Below are 26,062 nucleotides of genomic sequence, written 5' to 3' on the forward strand. Positions count from 1 at the left end.
CTTATGCTATGATTCGCCTCCTTCGGCGTGCCCGTTTTAATCGGGCATGGATCATCACCGCTGTCCACTTTCGGCGGAATAACAAGTCTTTATGGTGACAGATGAATAGTGGCTACCTGCATTTTCCGGAGTTCGATCCGGTCATTTTTTCTCTAGGCCCGGTCTCCCTCCACTGGTACGGTTTGATGTACCTGGTGGGCTTTGTCTTTGCGATGTGGCTGGCCACCCGTCGGGCCAATCGTCCGGGCAGCGGCTGGACGAAAAATGAAGTGGAAAACCTGCTTTACGCGGGCTTCCTCGGCGTCTTTCTGGGCGGCCGTATCGGTTACGTGCTGTTCTACAACCTGCCGGTATTTCTTGCCGATCCGTTGTATCTGTTCCGCGTCTGGGACGGCGGCATGTCGTTCCACGGCGGCCTGATCGGCGTGATCCTGGTGATGATTATCTTCGCCAGACGCACCAAACGCACCTTCTTCCAGGTCTCCGATTTTATCGCGCCGCTGATCCCGTTTGGCCTTGGCGCCGGGCGTCTGGGCAACTTTATCAACGGCGAGCTGTGGGGCCGCGTGGACCCGAGCTTCCATTACACGATGATTTTCCCGGGCTCCCGTGCCGAAGATCTGGCGCTGCTGCCGACCCATCCGGAATGGCAATCGCTGTTTGATACCTACGGCGCGCTGCCGCGCCACGCGTCGCAGCTGTACGAACTGGCTCTGGAAGGCGTGGTGCTGTTTCTGATCCTGAACCTGTTTATCCGTAAACCGCGCCCGACCGGTTCCGTTTCCGGCCTGTTCCTGATTGGCTACGGCCTGTTCCGCATTATCGTGGAATTCTTCCGCCAGCCCGACGCCCAGTTCACCGGCGGCTGGGTGCAGTACATCAGCATGGGGCAGATTCTTTCGATCCCGATGGTGCTTGCGGGTATCATCATGATGGTTTGGGCTTACCGCCACCGTCCGCAGCAACTGAATTCTTGAGGAACCATGAAACAGTATCTTGATTTGATGCAGAAAGTGCTCGCCGAGGGCACGCCAAAAAATGACCGCACCGGCACTGGCACGATCTCTATTTTCGGCCATCAGATGCGTTTTAACCTGCAGGAAGGCTTCCCGCTGGTGACCACCAAGCGCTGTCATTTACGCTCCATCATCCATGAACTGCTGTGGTTCCTGCAGGGCGACACCAACATCGCCTATCTGCACGACAACAACGTCACCATCTGGGACGAGTGGGCAGATGAAAATGGCGACCTGGGACCGGTCTACGGCAAACAGTGGCGTTCCTGGCCTGCGCCGGACGGTCGTCATATCGACCAGATCAGCACAGTGATGGACCAGCTGAAAAACGACCCGGACTCCCGCCGGATCATCGTCTCGGCGTGGAACGTCGGCGAGCTGGATAAAATGGCCCTGGCGCCGTGCCACGCCTTCTTCCAGTTCTACGTCGCTGACGGCAAGCTCTCCTGCCAGCTGTATCAGCGCTCCTGCGACGTATTCCTCGGCCTGCCGTTCAACATCGCCAGCTACGCGCTGCTGGTGCATATGGTGGCGCAGCAGTGCGATCTGCAGGTCGGCGATTTCGTCTGGACCGGTGGCGACACTCATCTGTACAGCAACCATCTCGAGCAGACCAATCTGCAGCTGAGCCGCGAACCGCGTCCGCTGCCGAAGCTGGTCATCAAACGCAAGCCGGCGTCGATATTCGACTACCGCTTTGAAGACTTCGAGATTGAAGGTTACGATCCGCACCCGGGAATCAAAGCGCCGGTGGCGATTTAACCCCCTCTGCAGATATGACCAACCGGCGTCTGATGGCGCCGGTTTTTTTATGCCGTTTTCACCACCTGAATAGGGGGGGCTACCCTCGTTGCCATTACGATAGGAACGCTTCATCCCGCCCGCTGGCCGCAGGCGTTGGTGGGCGGGAAAGCTGGAAAGAGGCTCGCAAAAAAATGTTCTGCTGTTGGTCATGCAAACCTTTTTTGCGTGTCTGGCCGGGAAAGCCATTTTCCGTCGTCGCGCCAGGGCTAACCGCAGCGGCATACTCTGCGCCATGAACAGAGAACATGGTTATACCCTGATGGAAACCCTGGTGACGCTGACGTTAATGATGATCCTCAGCGTCGGCGGCCTGTACGGCTGGCAGCGCTGGCAGCAGCAGCAACGACTGTGGCAAACCGCCGTTCAGGTGCGGGATTTCCTGGTTTTCCTGCGCGATGACGCCAACGCCTACAACCGGGACCGCGTGCTTCGCGTCGGCCAGGATGAAGAGGGATGGTGCCTGAGTGCCCAGGGGGAGGGGCCGGCGTGCGCCTCCGGGTCGCCCTTAACGCTGCGCCCGCGCTGGCCGGGGATCTCGCTGGCAGGCGTCACCCCTGGCCTGGGATTCTATGGCCTGCGCAGCACCGCCTGGGCGGGGAATCTGCGTCTGCAGAGCGAGGCCGGCAGCTGGAGCATTGTGATTTCACACTGGGGGCGGATTCGTTTATGCCGCAGTGACAGCGCAGGAGGATGTCAGTGAGCCGCCGCGGATTTTCCCTCGCGGAGGCGCTTATTGCCATGGCGATAGGCTCGCTGCTGCTGATCGGCGCCTGCCGCTTTCTACCCGCTCTGCAGCGCCATATTCTGCGTCAGGGCGAACAGCTGGCCCTGGAGAACGAATTGTGGCAGCGGGTGCATGCCGTGGGGAAGCATCTGCAGCGCGCCGGATACTGCCGGGGAGTGTGCGGCGGAGCCGGGCTGGAGCTCGCCGCCGACGGCGAGTGCCTGATTGTGCGCTGGGACGCGAACAGCAATGGGACATGGGAAACCTCCCCCGCGGCAGCGGCGGAGAGCACCGGCTTTCGCCTGCGCGACGGCGCGCTGGAGACTCTGCGCGGAGCCAGCGACTGCCGCGGCAGCGGATGGGAGAAAATCACCAATCCGGCCGCTATCGTGGTGACGCGCTTTGCGGTGCAGCGTCGGCTGACCGAGGGCTTCGCGCCGGAGCTGAGCGTGACGCTGACAGCGCGCTCTGCCCGGCAGATGGGTCTGGCGGCCGAGGTGGAGCAGCGGGTGACGGGGTATAACCTGTGATCCGCCAGCGTGGAATGTCGTCGCTGTTGATGGTGCTCCTGTTGCTGACTCTCGGCAGCCTGCTCCTGGAGGGGCTTAACCTGCAGCAGCGGGCGCTGCTGGCGCAAACCACCAGCGAAACGCAGGCGATCCGCGATACGGCGGTGGCCCATTCGGCGCTACAGTGGGGAAAACAGCAGGCCTGGTCGGCGCAGGCGCCGCTGACCTGCCGCGAGCAGGCGCAGCAGGGCTGGCGCGCCTGTCTGCGCATCTTCGACGACGGTTCGCTGCTGCTGAGCAGCGCCAGCGGCGAGGTGCAGGTCTGGCAGTCCGGCGAGGTGCGCGGCGGGCAAGTGCATTTCTCCGCCCATGGCTGGAGCGATTTTTGCCCGCTCAGGGAGGTGAGCCTATGTCAAATGCCATGAAGCGCCAGCGGGGTTTTAGCCTGCCGGAGACCGTTCTGGCGATGGCGCTGATGGTGCTAACGGTCACCGCGCTGGGCGGCTATCAGCGCGGAATGGCGCAAGGGGTCCACCAGCTGAACAAGACGCGTCAGCTATGGCGCGACGCCTGGCGCTATAGTCAGCTCTCTGCGCCGTCTCCGCCGGCAGGCGGACAGGTAAGCCGTATGCAGACATCGGCGCAAAGATGTGTCAGCATCACGGTAACGATCAGTATGCCCGTTGCAAAGCGGGCGCAGATGACCCGGCTGCATTGCCCGGTCAGCCAGTAGTCAGGAGCAATTATGTTAAGGGTTTACCACTCAAACCGGCTGGATGTTCTCGAGGCGTTGATGGAGTTTATCGTCGAGCGCCAGCGGTTGGATGACCCTTTTCAGGCTGAAATGGTGCTGGTGCAGAGTACCGGTATGGCGCAGTGGCTGCAGATGACCCTGGCCTCGCGCTTCGGCATTGCCGCCAACATCGAGTTCCCGCTGCCGGCGAGCTTTATCTGGGATATGTTCGTGCGCGTCCTGAAGGATATCCCTGGCGAAAGCGCCTTCAGCAAGCAGAGCATGAGCTGGAAGCTGATGACTCTCCTGCCGCAGCACCTGGAAGAGGACGATTTTATCCTGCTGCGCCAGTATCTGAGCGATGACGGCGACAAGCGCAAGCTGTTTCAGCTGGCCGCCCGGGTAGCGGATCTCTATGACCAGTATCTGGTTTATCGCCCGGAATGGCTGATGAGCTGGGAGGCCGACCAGCGGGTTGACGGCCTCGGCGACGCCCAGCAGTGGCAGGCGCCGCTGTGGAAAGCGCTGGTGCGCTATACCGCCGAGCTGGGGCAGCCGCAGTGGCACCGCGCCAATCTCTATCAGCGCTTTATCAGCGCCCTGGAAAAGGCGGATGAACCGCCCGCCGGGCTGCCGTCGCGCGTCTTTATCTGTGGAATTTCCGCGCTGCCGCCGGTCTATCTTCAGGCGCTGCAGGCGCTGGGTAAGCATGTCGATGTCTATGTGCTGTTCACCAACCCCTGCCGCTATTACTGGGGTGATATTAAAGATCCGGCGTTCCTGGCGAAGCTGCTATCGCGTCAGCGGCGCCATCACCGCGAGGCGCGCGCGCTACCCCTGTTTCGCGACACCGAGCAGGCGCCGGGGTTGTTTAATGACGCCGGGGAGCAGGATGTCGGCAACCCGTTGCTCGCCTCCTGGGGTAAATTGGGGCGCGATTATATCTACCTGCTGGCGGGGCTGGAGCGCTATGAGGAGCTGGACGCCTTTGTCGATATCGTTCCCGATAACCTGTTGCATAATCTACAGTCGGATATCCTGGAACTGCGCAACGCGGCGGTGGCCGGGCAGAGCGCGGAGGCTTTCGCCCACAGTCGCGACAAACGTCCGCTGGCGCAGGATGACCGCAGCCTGAGCATTCATGTCTGCCACAGTCCGCAGCGTGAAGTGGAGGTTCTGCACGATCGGCTGCTGGCGATGCTGGAGGCGGATCCGACGCTCACGCCGCGGGATATCATCGTCATGGTGGCGGATATCGACAGCTACAGCCCCTATATACAGGCGGTGTTTGGCGCCGCCAGCGGCGACCGCTGGCTGCCGTGGGCGATCTCCGATCGCCGCGCCCGCGAGTCGCACCCGGTGCTGCAGGCGTTTATCACTTTGCTCTCGCTGCCCGACAGCCGCTTCGCCAGCGAAGATGTGCTGGCGCTGCTGGACGTGCCGGTGCTGGCGGCGCGCTTTAACATCAATGAAGAGGGTCTGCGCTACCTGCGCCAGTGGGTCAACGAGTCCGGGGTCCGCTGGGGAATGGATGACGACAACGTCCGTGAGCTGGACCTGCCGGCGACCGGCCAGCACACCTGGCGGTTCGGCCTTACCCGCATGCTGCTGGGCTACGCGATGGACAGCCGGGAGGGCGAATGGCAGTCGGTGCTGCCCTATGACGAATCCAGCGGTTTGATCGCCGAGCTGGTAGGTAACCTCGCATCGCTGCTGATGCAGCTTAACCTGTGGCGACGCGGTCTCGCCCAACAGCGGCCGCTGGCGGAGTGGCTGCCGGTCTGTCGCGATCTGCTGAATGACTTTTTCCTGCCGGACAGTGAGACCGAAGCGGCGCTGGCGCTGATTGAGCAGCAGTGGCTGGCGGTGATTGATAGCGGTCTGGAGGCGCAGTATGGCGACCAGGTGCCGTTGACGCTGCTGCGCGATGAGCTGGCCCAGCGCCTCGATCAGCAACGGATCAGCCAGCGCTTTCTCGCCGGCCCGGTCAATATCTGCACCCTGATGCCGATGCGCTCTATTCCTTTCAAAGTGGTTTGCCTGCTGGGGATGAACGATGGGATTTATCCGCGAACGCTGCCGCCGCTGGGTTTTGATTTAATGAGCCAGAAGCCGCAGCGCGGCGACCGCAGCCGGCGCGATGATGACCGCTACCTGTTCCTGGAGGCGCTGATGTCCGCCGAACAGACGCTGTATATCAGCTACATCGGCCGTTCTATCCAGGACAACAGCGAGCGCTTTCCCTCGGTGCTGGTGCAGGAGCTGGTGGATTACGTCGGCCAGAGCCACTGTCTCGCCGGCGATGAGGAGCTTGATTGCGACGCCAGCGAGGCGCGGGTTAAAGCCCACATCACCCATCTGCATACCCGCATGCCGTTCGACGTCGCCAATTTCCAGGATAACGAGAATAAGAGCTACGCCCGGGAATGGCTGGCTGCCGCCGGCCAGCAGGGTGAGGCGCATAGCGACTTCATTCAACCGCTTACCCCGCCGCCGATAGACAGCCTGCCGTTCGAGCAGCTCCTGCGCTTCTGGCAGCACCCGGTTCGCGCGTTCTTTCAGCAGCGTCTGCGGGTCAATTTCCGTGCGGAAGAGGATGATATTCCCGATGACGAGCCCTTCATCCTGGAAGGGCTGAGCCGTTATCAACTGAACCAGCAATTGCTTAATACCCTTATCGAGGAGCAGGACGTCTCGGCCATGTTCCGCCGCTTCCGCGCCGCCGGCGAGCTGCCGTATGGCGCCTTTGGCGAACTGGTGTGGGAGACGCAGCGACTGGAGATGCAGGCCCTGGCCGAGCGGGTGATGGCCGAGCGCCAGCAGGCGCAGAGCATGGAGATCGATCTCCAGTGCGGCGGCGTAAATCTGACCGGCTGGCTGCAGCAGGTGCAGCCGGACGGGCTGCTGCGCTGGCGGCCTTCGCTGCTGAGCGTCTCCCAGGGGATGCAACTTTGGCTGGAACACCTTGTCTACTGTGCCAGCGGCGGTACCGGCGAGAGCCGGCTGTTTGTGCGTAAAGAGGGAGAGTGGCGTTTTCCGCCGCTGGCGCCCGCCGAGGCGCAGGCGTACCTGAATGAGCTGGTGGATGGCTATTTGCTGGGGATGTCGCAGCCGCTGCTGCTGCTGCCGGAAAGCGGTGGCGCCTGGCTGAAAGCCTGTTATGACGCCGAAAAGGATGTCATTTTAATGGACGAAGAGACGCAGCAGAAAGCGCGGAGCAAATTCCTGCAGACCTACGAAGGTAACATGGTGGTCAGCGGGGAGGGGGCCGATATCTGGTATCAACGCCTGTGGCGTTCGCTGGAGCCGGCGCATTACGAAGAAATCATTGCCCAGACGCAGCGTTATCTGTTACCGCTATATCGTTACCATCAGTCCACACAAATTTAAATAGTATAAAAATTGCGCAGTGAATGGCGGTTCATTTATTATGCGCAACGTATCACGGACTGATGGACATAAAAGGCTGCACGCTGTGCAGCGCAAGTTTGTTAATGATGAGGTTCGTGAATGCCCCGCAGTTTATGGTTCAAGATTTTTGTTGTGCTGGCCGCCCTCTGGGCGCCGTTTAGTCAGGCCGACACCGGATGGCAGCCTGTTCAGGAGACGATCCGCAAAAGCGAAAAAGATACGCGTCAGTATCAGGCGATCCGTCTTGATAACGACATGGTCGTGCTGCTGGTTTCCGATCCGCAGGCGGTGAAATCGCTGTCGGCGCTGGTGGTGCCGGTGGGATCCCTGCAGGATCCGGCCGATCATCAGGGGCTGGCGCATTTTCTGGAACATATGACGCTGATGGGGTCACAAAAATATCCCCAGCCTGACAGTCTGGCAGAGTTTCTTAAACTGCACGGCGGCAGCCATAACGCCAGCACCGCGCCCTACCGCACCGCGTTCTATCTCGAAGTGGAGAATAATGCGCTGGACGGGGCCGTAGACCGCCTGGCGGATGCCATCGCCGCGCCGCTGCTGGATAAAAAATATGCCGACCGCGAACGTAACGCGGTCAACGCCGAGCTAACCATGGCCCGGACGCGAGACGGGATGCGCATGGCCCAGGTCAGCGCAGAAACCATTAACCCGGCTCACCCGGCGGCCCACTTCTCTGGCGGCAACCTCGAGACGCTCAGCGATAAGCCCGGCAGCCCGGTACTTGATGCGCTGCATACCTTCCGCGATAGCTGGTACTCCGCCAATCTGATGAAGGCGGTGATCTACAGCAACAAGCCGTTGCCGGAGCTGGCGCGCATGGCCGCTGACACCTTTGGCCGCGTGCCGAATCGTCAAATCAGCAGGCCGGAAATAAGCGTGCCGGTGGTAACCGATGCGCAAAAAGGCATCATTATTCACTATGTGCCGGCGATGCCGCGTAAAGTGCTGCGCGTCGAGTTTCGCATCGACAACAACAGCGATCGCTTCCGCAGCAAAACCGATGAGCTGGTCACTTACCTGATCGGCAACCGTAGCCCGGGCACGCTCTCCGACTGGCTGCAAAAGCAGGGACTGGCGGAAGGCATCCGCGCGGATTCTGACCCGGTGGTGAACGGCAACAGCGGCGTGCTGGCGATCTCTGCCACCCTCACCGATAAAGGCCTGGCGCACCGCGACGAAGTGACGGCGGCCATATTCAGCTACCTCGACCTCCTGCGTACCCAGGGCGTCGACAAACGTTACTTTGACGAGCTGGCGCATGTGCTGGCGCTGGATTTCCGCTATCCGTCGATCAACCGTGATATGGATTACGTGGAATGGCTGGCGGATACCATGATCCGGGTGCCGGTCGAGCATGCGCTGGACGTGGTCAACATTGCCGATCGGTACGACCCGCAGGCGATTAAAGACCGGCTGGCGATGATGACCCCGCAGAACGCGCGCATCTGGTATATCAGCCCGCAGGAACCGCATAACAAGACCGCCTATTTTGTCGATGCGCCGTATCAGGTGGATAAGATTAGCGAGCAGACCTTCGCTGACTGGCAGCAAAAAGCGCAGGCCATCAAGCTGCAGCTGCCGGTGCTCAACCCCTATATTCCGGATGATTTCACCCTCATCAAAAGCGATAAAGCCTGGCCGCACCCGCAGCTGATCCTCGATGAACCGACGCTGCGGGTGGTTTATGCCCCGAGCCAGTATTTCGCCAGCGAGCCGAAGGCGGATATCTCCCTGGTGCTGCGTAATCCCCAGGCGATGGACAGCGCTCGCCGGCAGGTGATGTTTGCCCTCAACGATTATCTCGCCGGCATCGCCCTCGATCAGCTCAGTAACCAGGCGGCGGTCGGCGGCATTTCGTTCTCCACCGGCGCCAATAACGGGTTAATGGTCAATGCCAACGGCTATACCCAGCACCTGCCGGCGCTGTTCAGCGACCTGCTGCAGGGATACTTCAGCTATACGCCGACCGAGGAGCAGCTGGAGCAGGCCAAATCGTGGTATGCGCAAATGATGGACTCCGCTGAGAAGGGCAAAGCCTACGATCAGGCGATAATGCCGATCCAGATGGTCTCCCAGGTACCGTATTTCCAGCGCGAAGTACGCCGGGCGTTGCTGCCTTCCATCACCTTGCAGGAGGTGCTCGACTACCGCGCCAACCTGAAAACCAAGGGGCGCCCTGAACTGATGGTGATCGGCAATATGTCCGCCGATGCCGCCACGACGCTGGCTCGCCAGATCCAGCAGCAGCTGGGCGCTGACGGCAACGAATGGTGCCGCAATAAAGATGTGGTGGTGAACCGGCAGCAGCTGGCGATCTTCAACAAAGCGGGTAACAGCACCGACTCTGCGCTGGCCGCGGTGTTCGCACCGCCCAACGTGGATGAGTTCAGCAGCACCGCCGCCAGCACCCTGCTGGGACAGATTATTCAGCCGTGGTTCTATAACCAGCTGCGTACCGAAGAGCAGCTCGGCTACGCGGTCTTTGCCTTCCCGATGAACGTGGGACGTCAGTGGGGCATGGGCTTCCTGCTGCAAAGTAGCGATAAGCAGCCGGCTTTCCTCTGGCAGCGGTTCCAGGCCTTCTTCCCCACCGCGGAGGCGAAGCTGCGGGCGATGAAGCCGGAAGAGTTTGCCCAGCTCCAGCAGGCGGTGATAAGCCAGATGATGCAGGCGCCGCAGACGCTGGGCGAAGAGGCATCGAAACTGAGCAAAGATTTCGATCGCGGTAATATGCGTTTTGATTCACGTGATAAAGTAGTGGCTCAGATTAAACTGCTGACGCCGCAAAAACTTGCTGACTTCTTCCATCAGACGGTGGTGGAGCCGCAGGGCATGACGATATTGTCCCAGATTTCCGGTAGCCAGAATGGCAAAGCGGACTATGCCCAGCCGGCAGGCGGCAAAGTGTGGGAAAACGTCAGCGCATTGCAGCAATCCTTACCCCTGATGCGAGAGAATGAATGACCGACACCGCTGAGTCTTTGGATCCCCTGCGCTTGCCCTTGAGGGGCGAGCGCCTGATAGAAGCCTCTGCGGGCACCGGAAAAACCTTTACCATCGCCGCGCTGTATCTGCGGCTGCTGCTGGGGCTGGGCGGCGAGGCCGCCTATCCCCGCGCCATCAGCGTTGAAGAACTGCTGGTGGTGACCTTTACCGAGGCGGCGACTGAAGAGCTGCGCGGGCGTATCCGCAGCAACATCCACGAACTGCGCATCGCCTGTATGCGCGGTGAATCCGATAACCCGCTCTACAGCGCGCTGCTGGCGGAGATCGTCGATAAAGAGGACGCCGTAAAGACATTGCTGCTGGCTGAACGGCAGATGGACGAGGCGGCGGTGTTCACCATCCACGGTTTTTGCCAGCGGATGCTGAGCCTTAACGCCTTCGAATCGGGCATGCTGTTCGAGCAGCAGCTAATAGAGGATGAATCCCGCCTGCGCTATCAGGCCTGCGCCGACTTCTGGCGCCGTCACTGTTATCCGCTGACCCGCGATATCGCGGCGGTGATCCACGATGTCTGGAAAGGGCCGCGCGATCTGCTGAAGTCCCTTGACCGCTGGCTGCAGGGCGAAGCGCCGCAGCTTAAGTCGCCGCCAGCCGCCGACGAGACGCTGGCCGAACGCCATCAGCAAATCATCGACCGCATTGACTCGCTCAAGCAGCAGTGGCGCGAGCAGGTGGGCGAGATCGAAGGCGTGCTTGAAGATTCGGGTCTTGACCGGCGGAAGTTCAATCGCGGCAACCAGGGCAAATGGCTTGAGAAAGTGACCGCCTGGGCGCAGGAAGAGACGTTGAGCTATCAGTTACCCGACGCGCTGGAAAAATTTGCCCAGTCGTTTCTGCTTGAGCGTACCAAAGCCGGTGGCGAACCGCCCGTACATCCTCTGTTTAGCGCCGTAGAATCGCTGCTGGCCTCGTCGCTGACGCTCACCGATCTGGTGCTGGCGAGAGCGATGGTCGAGATCCGCGATGCGGTCGCGCGCGAAAAGCGCCGCCGCGGCGAGCTGGGGTTTGACGATATGCTCAGCCGGCTTGACGAGGCGCTGCGCGGCGACAGCGGCGAGGCGCTGGCTAGCGCCATTCGCCAGCGTTTTCCGGTGGCGATGATCGACGAATTTCAGGATACCGACCCCCAACAGTACCGGATTTTCCGCCGTATCTGGCGCCAGCAGCCGGAGACGGCGCTGCTGCTGATCGGCGATCCGAAGCAGGCCATCTACGCCTTTCGCGGCGCCGATATCTTTACCTATATGAAAGCGCGCGGCGACGTTGCCGCGCACTATACGCTAGACACCAACTGGCGCTCCTCGCCGGGCATGGTGGGCAGCGTCAACCGGCTGTTCAGCCTCAGCGATAACCCCTTCATGTTTCGCGAGATCCCGTTCCTGCCGGTGAAGGCGGCGGCGAAGAACCAGGGGCTGCGCTTTACCGTTGACGCGGCGGACGTACCGGCGATGAACGTCTGGTTGATGTCCGGCGAGACCGTGGGCGCCGGCGATTATCAGACGTTTATGGCGCAGCTCTGCGCCACGCAGATCCGCGACTGGCTGAGCGCCGGCCAGCAGGGGCGCGCGCTGCTGTGGCGTGGGGAAACCTCGCGCCCGGTGCAGGCTTCGGATATTACCGTGCTGGTGCGCAACCGGCTGGAGGCGGCGCAGGTGCGTGAAGCGCTGCAGACGCTGGGCATCCCTTCGGTCTACCTCTCCAACCGCGACAGCGTTTTTGAGACGCTGGAGGCCCAGGAGCTGCTCTGGCTGCTGCAGGCGGTGTTGTCCCCGGAGCGGGAAAATACCCTGCGCAGCGCGCTGGCGACCTCGATGTTTGGCCTGACCGCGCGGGATATTGAAAATCTCAATCAGGATGAGCAGGCGTGGGACGCGCTGGTGGAGGAGTTCAGTGAATACCGCCAGATCTGGCGTCAGCGCGGGGTGATGCCGATGCTGCGGGCGCTGATGACGGCCCGGCATATCGCCGAGAACCTGCTGGCGACCCGGGGCGGCGAGCGGCGCTTAACCGACATATTGCACATCAGCGAACTGCTTCAGGAGGCGGCCAGCCAGCTGGAAAGCGAGCATGCCCTGGTACGCTGGCTGACGCAGCATATCGCCGAGCCGGACAGCAACGCTGCCAGCCAGCAGATGCGTCTGGAAAGCGATAAGCACCTGGTGCAAATCGTCACTATTCATAAGTCAAAAGGGCTGGAATATCCCCTGGTCTGGCTGCCGTTTATCGCCCGGTTTCGCAAACAGGACCAGGCGTTCTATCACGATCGCGAGACGTTCGCGGCGGTGCTGGATCTGGGCCAGGATGAGGCCAGCCTCGAACTGGCGGAGGCGGAGCGGCTGGCGGAAGATCTGCGCCTGCTGTACGTCGCCTTGACCCGCGCGGTCTGGCACTGCAGCCTCGGCGTAGCGCCCCTCAGCAGCCGAAAGTCCGGCAACAGCGATTTTCATCTGAGCGCCCTGGGGCGGCTGCTGCAGGCGGGCGAAGCCATGGATGCCGCCGGGCTGGCCGCGCGCTTAGCGGACTTCTGCCATGGCGATATTGCATTGCAGAGGCCGGGCGAGCTGGATCTGACCCCGTGGCAGGCGCCGGCGGCGAGCATCCCCCCGCTGTCGGCGCGCGAGCTGCAGCGCCGTATCGCCGATGACTGGCGGGTAACCAGCTATTCCGGTCTGCAGCAGCATGGCTTCAGCAGCGGGCAGGATCTGCTGCCACGTCTGGATATCGATGCCGTCGGCGTCGGCGAGGTGGTGGAAGAGCCGCAGCTGACCCCGCACCAGTTCCCGCGCGGCGCTGCGCCGGGGACCTTCCTGCACAGTCTGTTTGAGGAACTGGACTTTACCCAGCCGGTGCCGGACGGATGGATGGCGGAGAAACTGCAGCTGAGCGGGTTTGACGCACAGTGGGCGCCGGTGCTGACCGACTGGCTGGGGGGCGTGCTGAAGACCCGCCTGCCGGGGCCGGATATCGCGCTCAATCAGCTTGCGGCGCGGGATAAACAGGTGGAAATGGCATTTTACCTGCCCATCGCGCAGCTGCTGACGGCGGAGCGCCTTGATGCGCTTATCCGCCAGTACGATCCCCTTTCCGCCGACACGCCGCCGCTGGATTTCCGCCAGGTGCGCGGCATGCTGAAGGGTTTTATCGATCTGGTCTTCCGCCACGAAGGCCGCTATTACCTGCTGGATTACAAATCCAACTGGCTGGGGGAAGATCGCGAGGCCTATACCCGGCCAGCGATGGAGCAGGCGATGCGGGCCCACCGCTACGATCTGCAGTATCAGCTGTACAGCCTGGCGCTGCACCGCTATCTGCGCCACCGGCTGGCCGATTACGACTATGACCGCCACTTCGGCGGCGTGATTTATCTCTTCCTGCGCGGCATGGACGGTCAGGAGGGGGGGCAGGGGATCTTCACTACCCGGCCGGTGCGACCGCTGATTGACGGTCTGGATCAGCTTTTTGCCGGAGAAACTCAGGAGGAGGCCTCATGACTTTTGATCAACTACTGCTGGCGGCGGTGGAGCAGCGTCTGCTGCGGCCGCTGGACGTCCAGTTTGCCCTGATGGTGGCGCAAAACGACCCGCCGGCGGTCAAGCTGGCGGCGGCCTTGCTGAGCCGTGATGCCGGAGAGGGGCACGTGTGCCTGCCGCTCTCGCGGCTGAGCGGCGACGAGGCGCTAAGCGGGAAAGCGGGGGAGATCCGCGATCGGCTGCTGGCCGACGCCGGCGCGCCGGAGGACTGGCCCGCGCTGCTGCTCGCTTCATCGGCGGTGAGCTGCGGCGATGCCCCGGCGCCGATGATTTTATGCGGCGACCGGCTCTATCTGAACCGGATGTGGCGCAACGAGCTGACCGTCGCCCGCTTCTTCAACGAAGCCAACCGGGTGCTGGAGATGGATGAGGCCCGGCTGGCGGCAACCCTCAATGCCCTGTTCCCTGCTACCGGCGAAACCGACTGGCAAAAAGTTGCCGCGGCGGTGGCGCTGACCCGCCGCATCTCGGTGATCTCCGGCGGTCCCGGGACCGGGAAGACCACCACCGTGGCCAAACTTCTGGCGGCGCTGATCCAGATTGAAGATAGTCCGCGCTGTCGTATTCGTCTGGCGGCGCCGACGGGGAAAGCGGCGGCGCGCCTGACCGAATCGCTGGGCGCGGCGCTGAGAAAACTGCCGCTGACCGACGCGCAGAAAGCGTTGATTCCCACCGAGGCCAGCACGCTGCATCGTCTGCTGGGCGCCCAGCCAGGCAGCCAGCGCATGCGCTATCACGCCGGCAACCCGCTGCATCTCGACGTGCTGGTGGTGGATGAAGCCTCGATGATCGACCTGCCGATGATGTCGCGGCTCATCGACGCGCTGCCGGCTCACGGGCGGGTGATCTTCCTCGGCGATCGTGACCAGCTGGCCTCGGTAGAAGCGGGGGCGGTGCTGGGGGATATCTGCGCCTGGGCGAGCTCGGGCTACACCGCCGCGCGGGCGCAGGAGCTGACCCGGCTGACCGGTTCGCCGGTACCAGCGGGCGAGGGGGCTATCGCTGGCGCGCTGAGAGACAGCTTGTGCCTGCTGCAAAAGAGCTATCGCTTCGGCAGTCACTCCGGCATCGGGAGCCTGGCGCGGGCGGTGAACGCTGGCGCGCGCGCGGCGGTGAAGGCCACGCTGCGCCAGCCGTTTGACGATATCGCGCTTCATCCCCTCAGTACGACCGAAGAGTACGAAGCCATGCTCGGCGCGGCCCAGCAGGGCTATGAGCACTACCTGCAGCTGCGCCGCGAGCGGGTGGAACCGCAGGCCATGCTGGCCGCCTTCAGCGAATTTCAGCTGCTGTGCGCGCTGCGGGAAGGGCCGTACGGCGTGAGCGGCGTCAATGAGCGGCTGGAGCAGCGGCTCAACCGCCAGCGGGCGATCGCCCTGCCGCGCCACTCCCGCTGGTATGACGGCCGGCCGATTATGATCGCGCGCAACGACAGCGCGCTGGGGCTGTTTAACGGCGATATCGGCATCGCCCTGGAGCGCAACGGCGAGCTGCGGGTATGGTTCCTGATGCCCGACGGCGCCATCAAGTCGGTGCAGCCGAGCCGCCTGCCGGAGCATGACACCGCCTGGGCGATGACCGTGCATAAATCGCAGGGCTCCGAGTTCGACCATGCGGCGCTGATCCTGCCGGCGCGCAGCGTTCCTCTGGTGACACGCGAACTGGTCTATACCGCGATCACCCGCGCAAAACGGCGATTGTCGCTCTATGCCGACGAGCAGGTGCTCTCCCAGGCCATTGTGACCCGCACCGAGCGGCGCAGCGGCCTGGCGGAGATTTTCGCCGGGCGTGAAGCCCCCTGAGACGCCGGGTCCGGGCGATGGAAAATGCTGCAGCCGTTGCCCGGGCTGGCGGAAAAATCAGTAACTGAAGAACAGAGGGATAAGCCAGAGCGCCGAGATCGAGTTCATGGCGAAAAAGCGGACTGCTGCGCCGCCGGCCAGCGGTAGGGTGGAACAGCGGGCACAAAAAATCACCAGCGAGGAGATGAGAAGATTCATGCCGGACGTCAGGGCCAGCAGAAATAATATCGCCACGGCGGCGCCAAGCGCGGCATAGCCATTCTGATGATGGCGCTGGTTGTCCCAGAGCAACAAAATCAACAGCAACCACGGATAGAGGGCGACCGCGGCGGTAATGAGGTTGATATGTCTGACCAGCCAGTTCGGTTGGGTTTCCATTCGTTAAGCGATCCTTGCAAGGCGGGTGGTGGCCGTGGCGCCAGTCGATATCCTGTCGACAGCCAGTAGCATATCGGTGAGCCAGCGAGAAAGATATGGTCTGCGCGGAAACCAGGAATTTAGCCCGCGTGCCGCACGTCAGGTCGGCGCGAAGAGGGGGATACCGGCCGGGGTTAACGTGATGAGCGTCGCGCTATCCTCGGCCGTTAGAAAGGGGGGAGAAGGAGCTAAGCGAGGTCGGCCATCAGCACCTTCGACCGGCGCTGATAGTTATACATCTGCTTTTTACTCTCCGGCAGCAGGTCGATATCCACCGGCGTGAAGCCGCGCTCCTGGAACCAGTGGATGCTGCGGGTGGTTAACACGAACAGCTTGCTCAGGCCCATCTGTCTGGCCTGGGCGGCAATACGCTCCAGCAGCACCTCTCCCCGCGACGAGCTCCGGTAATCCGGATGCACCGCCACGCAGGCCATTTCGCCGATCTTCTCTTCCGGGAAAGGATAGAGGGCGGCGCAGGCGATGGTGGTGTTATCGCGCTGAATAATGGTGAACTTGTCGATCTCCATCTCCAGCTGTTCGCGGGAGCGGCGCACCAGGATGCCCTGCTGCTCCAGCGGGCTTATCAGCTCAAGAATACCGCCGATATCGTTGATGGTCGCCCGACGGATCTGCTCCGCGCTCTCCATGACGATCTGGGTGCCGATGCCGTCGCGTGAGAACAGCTCCTGCAGCAGCGCGCCATTTTCCTGATAGCTGATCAGGTGGCAGCGCCGCACGCCGCTGCGGCAGGCCTTCACCGCCCCGCGCAGGAAGCGTACGGTGCCAGAGTTATAATCTTCGTCCGCTTCCAGCTCTTCGACGCGGGCCTGCGCTTCATTGGGGAACAGTTCAGAGACAATTTCCCCGGCCTGGTTGTAAACCCCTTGCGAAGAACAGAAGCCGATCATTTTCTCCGCCTTCAGCTTGATGGCCAGCTGGGTGGCGATCTCCTCCGAAGTCAGGTTAAAGCTCTCGCCGGTGACCGACACCGCGACCGGCCCCATCAGGACAATGGCGCCGCTGTCGAGCTGGCGATGAATCGCCTCTTCGTCAATGCGGCGAATGCGCCCGCTGTGGCAATAATCGACGCCGTCATCGACGCCCAGCGGCTGGGCGATGATAAAGTTGCCGCTGACGACATTGATATGGGCCCCCTGCAGCGGGGTGTTGTTGAGGCTCATCGACAGGCGGGCGGTGATCTCCAGCTGCAGCATCCCCGCCGCCTGCTTAACCAGCTCCAGCGTTTTGGCGTCAGTCACTCGCGTCTGCTTGTGATAGACCGGCTCGTGGTGGTGCTCGGCGAGATTAGCGTCAATCTGCGGGCGGGCGCCATAGACCACCACCAGGCGAATGCCCAGGCTATGCAATAGTCCTATGTCATTGACAATATTTGAGAAATTTTCATGCTCAATGGCTTCACCGCCCAGCATGATGACAAACGTTTTTCCCCGATGGGCATTTATATAGGGAACAGAATGGCGGAATCCTTCTACCAGTTCAGTGCGACGTTCCTTCACCATGACAAACCCTCAATGCATGATTATTCGTAATTATTGTATTTTTATTCTGTTTTGCCGTTAAACGCAAGCCCCAATTTGAGGCTAAGCCACGAAAAACATGTGACCCGGCGCAGGGTGTCAATGAATGTTTACCCTTTTATAGATGACAGGTTATATGCCTTTCGTTAAAGTTTCTGGTCAATCTGTTTGTTTTGGGTATAAATGCGTTTTTATTGCTTGGGAGTGGCATGTCGGGAAACAACTCTGGATTAAGCCGTCGCCGTCTGCTGCAGGGCGCGGGCGCCATGTGGTTAATGAGCGTGAGCCCCGTTGGGCTGGCCGCCGCCGCGCGGGTGGTCGCTGTTCGCGTCTGGCCAGCATCGACCTACACGCGCGTCACGGTGGAATCGAATCATGTGCTGAAATACCGGCAGTTTGCCCTCAGTAATCCGGAACGGGTGGTGGTGGATCTGGAAGGGGTTAATCTCAACTCGGTGCTGAAAGGCATGGGGGGGCAGATCCGCGATGACGATCCCTTTATTAAGTCCGCCCGCGTGGGCCAGTTTGATCCGCAAACCGTGCGCATGGTCTTCGAGCTCAAGCAGAACGTTAAGCCGCAGCTGTTTGCCCTCGCGCCGGTAGCTGGCTTTAAAGAGCGTCTGGTGATGGATCTCTACCCCGCCAACGCCACCGATGTTCAGGATCCGCTACTGGCGCTGCTCGAGGATTACAACAAAGGCGATCTGGAGCGACAGGTGCCGCCGGCGCAAAGCGGGCCGCAGCCGGGCAAAGCCGGGCGCGACCGGCCGATTGTCATCATGCTCGATCCCGGCCACGGTGGCGAAGACTCTGGCGCCGTGGGCAAGTATCGCACCCGCGAGAAAGACGTGGTGCTGCAAATTGCCCGCCGCCTGCGGGCGCTAATCGACAAAGAAGGCAATATGAAGGCCTATATGACCCGCAACGAAGACGTGTTTATCCCGTTGAAGGTGCGTGTCGCCAAGGCGCAGAAGCAGCGCGCCGACCTGTTCGTTTCGATTCACGCCGACGCCTTTACCAGCCGCCAGCCCAGCGGCTCCTCGGTGTTTGCGCTCTCCACCAAGGGGGCCACCAGTACCGCGGCAAAATATCTCGCCCAGACGCAGAACGCCTCGGATCTGATCGGTGGGGTCAGCAAGAGCGGCGATCGCTATGTCGACCACACCATGTTCGATATGGTGCAGTCCCTCACCATCGCCGACAGCCTCAAATTTGGTAAGGCAGTGCTGGAGAAAATGGGCAATATCAATAACCTGCACAAGAACCGGGTAGAGCAGGCGGGCTTTGCGGTGCTGAAGGCGCCGGATATCCCCTCCATTCTGGTGGAGACGGCGTTTATCAGTAACGTGGAAGAGGAGCGGAAGCTGAAAACGGCCAAATTCCAGCAGCAGGTAGCCGAGTCGATCCTCGCCGGGATTAAAGCCTACTTCGCCGACGGCGCGACGCTGGCCCGCCGCGGATAACCACACAGGAAAGGGACATGGCCTTACTGAAAAGCACCCATGGCGGCAATATCCGCGAGGCCGCCGCCCTGCTGGGCATTGCGCCCGGCGAACTGCTGGACTTTAGCGCCAACATCAATCCGCTGGGAATGCCCGCCTCGCTCAGGCAGGCGATCGTCGACAATCCCGGCTGCGCCGAGCGCTACCCTGACGTTGAGTATCAACAGCTGCATCAGGCGCTGGCGGCACACCATCGGCTGCCGGCGGCGCATATCCTCGCCGGCAACGGCGAAACTGAATCGATCTTCACCCTTGTCCACGGCCTTAAGCCGCGGCGGGCGATGATCGTCATTCCCGGATTCGCAGAGTACCGGCGCGCGCTGCAGACTGTGGACTGCGAGGTGGTGGAGTATGCCCTGCAGGAGCGCGATGGCTGGCAGCTGACCGACGGGATCCTCAATGCTCTCACGCCGGCGCTGGACTGCCTGTTTCTCTGCACCCCGAACAACCCCACTGGTCTGCTGCCGGAGCGTGGCCTGCTGGAAGCCATTGCGCAACGCTGTCGGGCGCTGAATATCAGCCTGATCCTCGATGAAGCCTTCCTCGACTTTATTCCCGATCAGCCGGGGTTTATTCCCCTGTTGGCGCAGTATCCGCACGTCTGGGTTCTGCGCTCGCTGACCAAATTTTATGCTATTCCGGGGCTGCGTCTAGGCTACCTGCTCAACGCTGACGCCCGGGCGGTGGCCCGGCTGCGCGAGCGACAAATGCCATGGTCAATCAATGCCTATGCCGCTCTGGCAGGGGAGATCATTCTTCAGGACCGGGCGTATCAGCGGGCCACCTGGCAGTGGCTGCAGGAGGAGGGAGCGCGTTTCTACGCGCAGCTTCAGGAGATGGCCGGGCTGACCGTGTGGCCCGGGCGCGCCAACTACCTGTTCTTGCGCTGTGACAGACCCGATCTTGACCTGCAATACGCCCTGCTGCGCCAGCACGTGTTGATCCGCAGCTGCGCCAACTACCCGGGGCTGGATAGCCGCTATTTCCGGGTGGCGATCCGCAGCGCCGGCGAAAACGACCAGCTGCTGGCGGCGCTGCGCCGGGCGCTGGCCTGAGCCCTACTGCAGGGTGACGCCCCCCGGCACCATCGCCAGCAGATGCTGTTGCGGCCAGTGGGCGGCGATGCCGCGCTCTGCCAGCCGCCATTGCAAAAAATCCACGTCATGACGACGGCGGTCCAGCAGCAGGCCGACGACGCTGCCGCTGTGCGCCACGTTGAGGCCATACAATCCTGCGCTTTCCACCAGCTCCAGCAGCGCGTCAAACCCCGGCTTGGGCAACAGCTGCTGGCTGGCGATGGCGCTAATAGTGGCCGCTTCGCCCAGCAGCTGCGGGCTGCCATGCTGGCAGGCCTGCTGCACTTTCTCCCACGCCAGCTGCAGTCGGGAGGCGTTAGCCAGCAGACCCGCCTCGCGCGGCAGCTGATGGTAGTCGGTGGTACGCAGCGTCAGCGGGCTCTCCAGCACTAACAGGTCGAGCGCCGGTGGCGCAGGGCAGGCGATTTGGGTAGCGGCGGTATTATGATCGAACAGCGTCAGTTGGTGGAACAGGGTGCTGTCGGTGGGCTCCAGCGCGACGCACAGGCGCGCCAGCGTCGGCTCATCCAGCGCGTGGCCCAGATGATGGGCGGTGGCCACCGCGGTGGCGGCGATATCGGCGGTGCTGCTGGCCATCCCTTTGGCTACCGGGATCGTCGAGTGCAGGGTGATGCGGATCTGCTGACTCAGCGCCGCCGGGTAGCCCCAGTGGGCCAGCAGTTGGTCGACCATCGCCCGCGACAGCGGCCGCTCATCGTTGCGCGGTTTGCCGGTCTCGACCTCGACGGTGCTGTACCAGTCCACCGGGCAGGAGACCAGCTTCTCGCTGCCGAGGATCCAGCCCTGGATAAGTTCTCCGCATGAGGCGGGACATTGTGCAACGGCCACGTTTTCACCTTTCCGCTTACCTTCGCCAGGGCGCATAGTGGCACGGCGACACGCCGGTTACCATGATTCTCCGCAAAGGGGAGAGGCGTCGTTTAGGCTGGTACCGCCAGCTCGCGCGCCTGCGGCAGCGCCAGGCGCATCACATCGCGGGCGATCATCAGCTCTTCATTAGTTTTGATCACCGCCACTTTGACCATCGCATTTTCGGCCTGAATAAAGGTGGCGTTGTGCTGGTTTTTCTCTTCATCGACCGAGAGCCCGAGGAAATTCAGGTTATGGCAGATGGCGCTCCTGGCTCGGGCGGAGTTTTCGCCGATGCCGCCGGTAAAGATCAGCGCGTCCAGGCCGCCCATCTGCATAATATAGCTGCCGATAGTGGCGCGAATGCGCTCGGCAAACAGCGAGAGCGCCAGGGCCGCCTGACGATTGCCGCTGTCCGCCGCCTGCTCGACATCGCGGTAATCGTGCGAGATGCCGGAAACCCCCAGCAGGCCGGACTCGTTATTCAGCAGCTGATTCAACTGCTCCGGCGTTTTACCCTCATGCAGCGCCAGCCACGGTAGAATCGACGGATCGATATCGCCGCTGCGGGTGCCCATCATCACCCCGGACTGCGGCGTAAAGCCCATTGAAGTGTTAACCGAACGCCCGCCTTTGATGGCGCAAACGCTGCTGCCGTTGCCGAGATGGCAGCACACTACGCGCAGAGCGCTCAACGGTACGCCCAGCTTTTCCGCCAGCGTCGCGCTAACGTACTTGTGGCTGGTGCCGTGGAAGCCGTAACGGCGAATGCCCAGCTCGCTGTAGTAGCGCCACGGCAGCGGATAGATAAACGCGCGCTCATCCAGCGTCTGGTGAAAAGCGGTATCAAACACCGCCACCGACGGCGCGTCGGGCAGCAGCTGGCGGAACACTGTGATGCCTAAGGCATTTACCGGGTTATGCAGCGGGGCCAGCTCTGCCAGGCGCTCGATTTCCGCTAAGGTGTCATCGGTGACCGGCGTCGAATCCTTAAAGCGCTCCCCGCCGTGCGCCACGCGGTGGCCGACGCCATCGATATCCTGCAAGCTCTGGATAATCCGATGGTTGAGGAGCTTTTCAAGCAGCAGGGTGACGGCTTCACGGTGATCGGCGATCGGCGCCGTCTCCTGCCATTTCTGCTCCGGCGTTTTGAGAGTCACCTGGGCGTTTGCCATGCCGATACGTTCGATTAATCCCTGGCAGAGCATGTCGCCCTGCGGCATCTCCAGCAGCTGGAATTTTAACGATGAACTGCCGGCGTTAATGGCCATGATTTTGTAAGACATAAAGGTTCCTTCGAATTCAGAAAATTCAGCACGGCATCAAGACCCGAATTATTCAGCGCGCTGGTGATAAAAATTTGCCGGGCACCAGCCTGCCTGAGCCACTCGCCGATCAGCGATATCCGCTGCGGGTCGGCGAGGTCAGCTTTGGTGACCAGGCCAATCGTCGGACGGTTCATCGGGACGGTAAAACCCGGAGAAAACGGCGACCACTGGGCGTCGGCATTCAGCACCAGCGCGATAACGTCGGCCTCGCAGGCGCTGGTCAGCAGGGCGCTATAAAGGCAGCGGTTCTCCAGATATTCGCCCGGCGTGTCGATGGCCATCGGCGACCATTCAATCGCCTGAGTTTTCTTGTAATGGAGCGCTTCGCCGCGTAGACCCTGGGTAAGCGAGGTTTTCCCGCACTGGCTGGGGCCGATAAGCATCAGACGTTTCATTGCGCTACGTCCGGGTGATCGTGCAGGTAGTGAACTGCATCATTTCGCCCAGCGTGCGCGTCACCTGCTTGAGGGCATACTCGACGGCGGAAACGTCGCCGGTCAGCACCACGGCGCCGGTAAAGCGGTCAAGAAAACCAATCTCTACCGCGCCGGATTTGGTGGCGATATCGCAGGCGATAATCGACGCCTCGCTGGGCGTAATGGTGAGGATGCCAATGGCGGATACCGCATCCTGCAGGCCCAGCTTCTTAAAGAGATCTTTCCCTGGATTGGCAATCAGGTGCGCGAGGGTCACCTGTTTTCCGGGAACATATTCCTGAATCATGCGATCCGTTGTTGGCTGCCTTTCCATCATCCCTCCACCATCTGTCGCCACATCGCTTCATGCGGGCGCGGGATCACCGAGCGGTAAACCAGCAACCCTTTTTCGCCCGCGCTTTCGCTGGCAACCGTCACCGCGTTGTTGACATCAGAAACGTCGCCCGCCACCACCATGTAGCATTTACCGCCGATGCCGAAGGCCATATGCACCCGCACCAGGGTGACGTTTGAGCCTTTCACCGCCCGGTCAGCGGCGCTGATGCAGGCCGCCACGCTCCAGGTTTCAACGATGCCGACCGCCTGGCGTCGGTCTACGCTGTTCAGGCCGCTGATGGCCGGAAGGACGCTGGGATGAATATTCGCCAGAACCAGGCTGTCGACGAGCATTTCGCCGGCCTGCGAAGTGCCGGTTTCAATGGCCTGCTGGACAGCGCCGATATCGCCGCCGAGCATCAGCAAAAACTTCCCCGGACAGATGGTCTTACTGACCAGCAGATTGACGTTGGCGCTTTTCAGCATCGCATCGCCGAGTTCCATCCCTTTGGCAATGCTGGTGAGTTCTAAAATTCCTATAGCCTGAGACATGGTTAACCTCTTACCACCGTGATGGCCTGTTCGCTGATGGTCGTAACAACGCCATCAATGCTGGCGTGAACCGGCGCGCCTAATGCACCTGCCGGAATATCGGCAACGCATTGTCCGCGCGTTACGCGCTCCCCAACCGCAACGTTGGGCACCGCGCCGGCGCCGATATGCTGGCGCAGCTGCAAAGTCACTTTTTCTACTGATGGTTGGTCTTCAACCAGCGGCGCCTCCTGGTACCAGGGGCTTAATCCCAGTTTGGCGATCAATCGCTTCACCGGTACGAGGCGGTATTTCGCCATTTCGTCGGCAGGATACAGCGGCCCTTCATAGCGCCGGTTTTGCGCGCGCAGCTCGCGTTTCAGCATGCGGTTGATGCGCATCGGCGAAATGCCGACCGGGCAGGCCACGCTTTCGCAGACGTTGCACTCCGAGCAGGTGAGGGCGCTAAGCAGCAGCTGCGGCGTAGCGGCCTGATGAAAGTTCACTGCCCGCACCAGCAGGTGCGGAGAGAGTTCGTGGCCGATCAGATGCCGTGGGCAGAGATCGGTACACAGCCGGCACTGCTCGCAGACGGTGCGAGCCACGGAAAGCACCGTGCGTTCGTCCTGCATTCTCCGCTGAATAAGCGGATGGCTTTTCGGCAGCACCAGCAGGCCGCCGGTGGTTTTGGTCACCGGGTTATCGAGAGAGGTGATCAGGCCGCCCATCATCGGACCGCCGTTAATAAAACCGGGGTCATCGACCGTCGCGCCGCCCGCCAGCGCCAGTACTTCGCGCAGCGGCATGCCGATGGGGACCGTGACGGTCAGCGGTCGGGCGACCGCGCCGTTAACGGTCAGCGTGCGGCGGGTCACCGCAAACTGCTGCTCAACCGCACGGGCAATATTGAGGACCGTTTGCACGTTATTGACCACCACGCCGACGCTGGCCGGCAGCGCGGCGGGCGCGACCCGGCGACCGGTTGCCAGCCAGATGGTCAGCACTTCATCGCCCGCGGGATAGACATCCGGCAGAATATGCAGACGGATACCGGCAGGCAGCAGCGGGGTAAGGGCGTCGATAGCCCGGCGGTATTTTTCTTTCAGGGCAATGACCCCTTCGCGCGCGCCGGTTGCCGTCATCGCGTACTGCACGCCGCGCACAAGGCGCGCAGCCTGCTGCCACATCAGCTGTTGGTCGACCTTGAGCATCGGTTCGCACTCGGCGGCGTTGACCAGAAAAATCTCTACCTGCGCCTGTAGCTTAACGTGGGCGGGAAACCCCGCGCCGCCCGCGCCGACGACGCCTGCTGCGCGCACGCGCTCGCGGATTTCATCGGCGCTATGGGAGATTTCAACGCTGTTGATGGCGGCGCTCATAGCAGTTCCTCCAGCAGTTCGCGAATTTCCTCGGCGCTGGCCGGGCGCGGGTTGGTGCGTAGCGTGACGTCCGCCAGCGCGGCCTGCACCATTGCCGGAATACGCGCGGAAAAGTCGGATCTTCCTTCTTTAAGCGCAACGGCCAGTGACGGCAGCGCGCAGCTCTGCTTGAGTCGTTCGATCTGCTGAATCAGCGCATTGATCGCTGTGACGTCGTTGGCCTCTGCCGGGCAAAAGCCGCAGGCTTTGGCCAGCCGCGCATAGCGTTTGCCAGCGCGGGGAACAGCGGCGTTAAAGCGGATAACCTTGGTTAACAGCAGCGCGTTAGCCAGGCCGTGCGGCAGATGAAACTGTCCGCCAAGCTGGTGGGCAATAGCGTGATTAAGCCCCAGTCCCGCCTGGCTGAAGGCCATCCCGGCGAGGGTTGAGGCGTTATGCATTTTCCCGCGCGTCGCCACGCAGTCGCCTTTTTCCACCGCCGTGGGCAGATACTGGAACACCAGTTTGGCGGCTTTTTCCGCCAGCGCGTCGGTAAAGTCGCTGGCGTGCGGCGAAACCCACGCCTCCAGCGCATGGGTCAGCACGTCCATGCCGGTGTTGGCCGTAATCTGCGGCGGCACGCTGACCACCAGCTCCGGGTCAAGGATCGCCATATCCGGATACAGCGCATTGTTGAACAGCGGGTACTTAATGCCTTTATCCGGGTCGCTAATCACGCAGGCGCTGGTCACTTCCGAGCCGGTGCCGCTGGTGGTTGGTATGGCCACGCAGGTTTCGATGTTGATGCCGCTCTGCTGGCTGAACCAGACGATAGCTTTCGCCGCGTCCATTGCCGAACCGCCGCCGAAGCCGATGACCACCTGCGGACGCAGGGCCTGCATTTGCGCAATCCCCTGCACCACGGTATGGATAGTAGGGTCCGGCGTTATCTCGCTAAAGACGCTAATGCGGTTATCTGCGGGCAACGCGTTACGCAGGGTATCCAGCAGCGGCGAACGCGCCAGAAAGCCATCGCAGATTATCCAGATGTGCTTATTGGTAAAGCGCTTGAGCACCGCCAGACTGCCCTGACCGCTGTACAACCGCGTTTGTAGTGAGAAAGTATTCATCGCG

Annotated in this window: 21 protein-coding genes; 12 read left to right on the top strand and 9 right to left on the bottom strand. The window is 61.7% G+C overall.

All coding sequences use genetic code 11. From position 1 onward, the window contains the following. Nucleotides 1–101: 101 nt before the first annotated feature. The 10 genes from lgt to recD all read left to right on the top strand — a co-directional run bounded on the left by lgt (nt 102) and on the right by recD (nt 15,556). Nucleotides 102–977, top strand: a complete 876-nt coding sequence (gene lgt, locus ACQUTP_RS13565; protein WP_004205445.1) for a prolipoprotein diacylglyceryl transferase — start codon at nt 102–104, stop codon at nt 975–977. A 6-nt stretch (nt 978–983) separates the two neighbouring features. Next, complete coding sequence (gene thyA / locus ACQUTP_RS13570; RefSeq protein ID WP_023319077.1) at nt 984–1,778, top strand: thymidylate synthase; 795 nt, start codon at nt 984–986, stop codon at nt 1,776–1,778. 190 nt (nt 1,779–1,968) lie between these two features. Then, nucleotides 1,969–2,520, top strand: a complete 552-nt coding sequence (locus tag ACQUTP_RS13575) for a prepilin peptidase-dependent protein (RefSeq protein WP_004205447.1) — start codon at nt 1,969–1,971, stop codon at nt 2,518–2,520. Then, nucleotides 2,517–3,074 carry a prepilin peptidase-dependent protein gene (locus tag ACQUTP_RS13580; RefSeq protein WP_072140377.1) on the top strand — a complete coding sequence of 186 codons (558 nt, stop codon included), beginning with the start codon at nt 2,517–2,519 and terminating at the stop codon, nt 3,072–3,074. The genes ACQUTP_RS13575 and ACQUTP_RS13580 overlap by 4 nt, the downstream gene beginning before the upstream one ends. After that, nucleotides 3,071–3,478 carry a DUF2509 family protein gene (locus ACQUTP_RS13585; protein WP_135683223.1) on the top strand — a complete coding sequence of 136 codons (408 nt, stop codon included), beginning with the start codon at nt 3,071–3,073 and terminating at the stop codon, nt 3,476–3,478. The genes ACQUTP_RS13580 and ACQUTP_RS13585 overlap by 4 nt, the downstream gene beginning before the upstream one ends. Further along, entirely contained in the window at nt 3,463–3,786 is a 324-nt protein-coding gene (locus tag ACQUTP_RS13590) for a prepilin-type N-terminal cleavage/methylation domain-containing protein (RefSeq protein WP_004205450.1), read from the top strand. Before ACQUTP_RS13585 ends, ACQUTP_RS13590 begins: the two co-directional genes overlap by 16 nt. Nucleotides 3,787–3,798: 12 nt before the next feature. Further along, a complete protein-coding gene (gene recC / locus ACQUTP_RS13595; RefSeq protein WP_285756322.1) occupies nt 3,799–7,176 on the top strand; it encodes an exodeoxyribonuclease V subunit gamma in 3,378 nt (1,125 codons plus the stop codon). Between the two features lie 120 nt (nt 7,177–7,296). Beyond that, on the top strand, nt 7,297–10,182 hold the full coding sequence (ptrA, locus tag ACQUTP_RS13600) for a pitrilysin (RefSeq protein ID WP_048295526.1): 2,886 nt from the start codon (nt 7,297–7,299) through the stop codon (nt 10,180–10,182). After that, nucleotides 10,179–13,715 (top strand): exodeoxyribonuclease V subunit beta, encoded by a 3,537-nt coding sequence (gene recB / locus ACQUTP_RS13605; protein WP_285756324.1) that lies wholly within the window; start codon nt 10,179–10,181, stop codon nt 13,713–13,715. The genes ptrA and recB overlap by 4 nt, the downstream gene beginning before the upstream one ends. Next, nucleotides 13,712–15,556, top strand: coding sequence for an exodeoxyribonuclease V subunit alpha (recD, locus tag ACQUTP_RS13610; RefSeq protein ID WP_202678018.1), 1,845 nt, complete (start codon nt 13,712–13,714; stop codon nt 15,554–15,556). The genes recB and recD overlap by 4 nt, the downstream gene beginning before the upstream one ends. 57 nt (nt 15,557–15,613) lie before the next feature. Here the strand turns inward: recD and ACQUTP_RS13615 are convergent, their stop codons facing one another. Both ACQUTP_RS13615 and argA read right to left on the bottom strand, forming a co-directional pair. After that, on the bottom strand, nt 15,614–15,934 hold the full coding sequence (locus tag ACQUTP_RS13615; protein ID WP_080847521.1) for a hypothetical protein: 321 nt from the start codon (nt 15,932–15,934) through the stop codon (nt 15,614–15,616). 227 nt (nt 15,935–16,161) lie between these two features. Next, nucleotides 16,162–17,493: an amino-acid N-acetyltransferase gene (gene argA, locus ACQUTP_RS13620; RefSeq protein WP_004149616.1), complete on the bottom strand. Its 1,332-nt coding sequence runs from the start codon at nt 17,491–17,493 to the stop codon at nt 16,162–16,164. Between the two features lie 227 nt (nt 17,494–17,720). Here argA and amiC point away from each other — a divergent pair, with 227 nt between their 5' ends. Further along, entirely contained in the window at nt 17,721–18,974 is a 1,254-nt protein-coding gene (gene amiC / locus ACQUTP_RS13625; RefSeq protein ID WP_017899228.1) for an N-acetylmuramoyl-L-alanine amidase AmiC, read from the top strand. Nucleotides 18,975–18,991: 17 nt separating this feature from the next. Next, nucleotides 18,992–20,068, top strand: coding sequence for a threonine-phosphate decarboxylase CobD (cobD, locus tag ACQUTP_RS13630; protein WP_004205464.1), 1,077 nt, complete (start codon nt 18,992–18,994; stop codon nt 20,066–20,068). Between the two features lie 3 nt (nt 20,069–20,071). Here the strand turns inward: cobD and ACQUTP_RS13635 are convergent, their stop codons facing one another. The 7 genes from ACQUTP_RS13635 to pduQ form a co-directional block, all read right to left on the bottom strand. Continuing rightward, on the bottom strand, nt 20,072–20,938 hold the full coding sequence (locus tag ACQUTP_RS13635) for an L-threonine kinase (RefSeq protein ID WP_065696839.1): 867 nt from the start codon (nt 20,936–20,938) through the stop codon (nt 20,072–20,074). Nucleotides 20,939–21,030: 92 nt separating this feature from the next. Next, on the bottom strand, nt 21,031–22,245 hold the full coding sequence (locus ACQUTP_RS13640) for an acetate/propionate family kinase (protein WP_428902397.1): 1,215 nt from the start codon (nt 22,243–22,245) through the stop codon (nt 21,031–21,033). Continuing rightward, on the bottom strand, nt 22,200–22,682 hold the full coding sequence (gene pduV / locus ACQUTP_RS13645) for a propanediol utilization protein PduV (protein WP_064189505.1): 483 nt from the start codon (nt 22,680–22,682) through the stop codon (nt 22,200–22,202). The genes ACQUTP_RS13640 and pduV overlap by 46 nt, the downstream gene beginning before the upstream one ends. Nucleotides 22,683–22,686: 4 nt before the next feature. Then, on the bottom strand, nt 22,687–23,037 hold the full coding sequence (gene pduU, locus ACQUTP_RS13650; protein ID WP_004205469.1) for a propanediol utilization microcompartment protein PduU: 351 nt from the start codon (nt 23,035–23,037) through the stop codon (nt 22,687–22,689). Beyond that, complete coding sequence (pduT, locus tag ACQUTP_RS13655) at nt 23,037–23,591, bottom strand: propanediol utilization microcompartment protein PduT (RefSeq protein ID WP_017899223.1); 555 nt, start codon at nt 23,589–23,591, stop codon at nt 23,037–23,039. Before pduT ends, pduU begins: the two co-directional genes overlap by 1 nt. A gap of 2 nt (nt 23,592–23,593) precedes the next feature. Next, nucleotides 23,594–24,949: a cobalamin reductase PduS gene (pduS, locus tag ACQUTP_RS13660; RefSeq protein WP_285756329.1), complete on the bottom strand. Its 1,356-nt coding sequence runs from the start codon at nt 24,947–24,949 to the stop codon at nt 23,594–23,596. Further along, nucleotides 24,946–26,058 carry a 1-propanol dehydrogenase PduQ gene (gene pduQ, locus ACQUTP_RS13665; RefSeq protein WP_057213082.1) on the bottom strand — a complete coding sequence of 371 codons (1,113 nt, stop codon included), beginning with the start codon at nt 26,056–26,058 and terminating at the stop codon, nt 24,946–24,948. The genes pduS and pduQ overlap by 4 nt, the downstream gene beginning before the upstream one ends. Between the last annotated feature and the right edge of the window lie 4 nt (nt 26,059–26,062).

Origin of the sequence: Klebsiella sp. 2-CIP_Kleb. (assembly GCF_050378715.1) — a bacterium.
Taxonomy (GTDB): Bacteria; Pseudomonadota; Gammaproteobacteria; order Enterobacterales; family Enterobacteriaceae; genus Klebsiella; species Klebsiella quasipneumoniae.